The organism is Angustibacter aerolatus (genome assembly GCF_054776675.1).
Genome location: NZ_BAAHBM010000207.1, coordinates 1 through 640, shown reverse-complemented (window position 1 = coordinate 640; position 640 = coordinate 1). Strand labels below are relative to the sequence as shown.

General features: G+C 73.8%; 1 protein-coding gene. It reads left to right on the top strand.

Annotated features, from left to right (window positions below):
• Positions 1–113 precede the first annotated feature (113 nt).
• A partial coding sequence (locus ACYVI6_RS18825) for a sigma-70 family RNA polymerase sigma factor (RefSeq protein WP_460447803.1) occupies positions 114–640 on the top strand: 527 nt, incomplete at its 3' end.

Below are 640 nucleotides of genomic sequence, written 5' to 3'. Positions count from 1 at the left end.
GAGTCGCGCGTGGGTGCCCTTGATCGCGCGTTGAGCGAGGCTGGAGGCGACCTTCCTAGCGTCCTCGTATCGCAACCGTTGCACTCGGGTTGCACCCGATACCGGAGGACGTCATGACCAGCACCAGCACGCAGACCCCCGAGCCCGTCCGCACGCTGCACGCCGTCGGCTCCAGCGACCTCACCACCGCCGAGCGCGCCCAGGCCGACGCCGTCGTCCAGCGCGTCGTCGCCGAGCACGGCCAGGCCATGCACCGCTACGCCTACCGCCTGTGCGGCGACCCGCACGCCGCCCAGGACCTCGTGCAGGAGGCCCTGCTGCGCGTCTGGCGGCACGCCGCCCGCATGGACGAGCGCCTCGGGTCGGTGCGCGGCTGGCTGCTCACCGTGCTGCGCAACCTCGACGTCGACCGCCGCCGCGCCGCCTCCGCCCGCCCCGGCGACGCCCCCGTCAGCGAGTCCGTCGCGCACGGCATGGACATCGTCCCCGACCGCGCCAGCGACCAGCACCTGCGCTCGGTCGAGAACCGCCTCGTGGTCGCCGAGCTGCTCGAGCAGCTGTCCGAGGGCGACCGCGACGTGCTGATCGGCCTGTACCTGCGCGACCAGTCCGTCGCCCAGGTCGCCGACGAGCTCGGCCT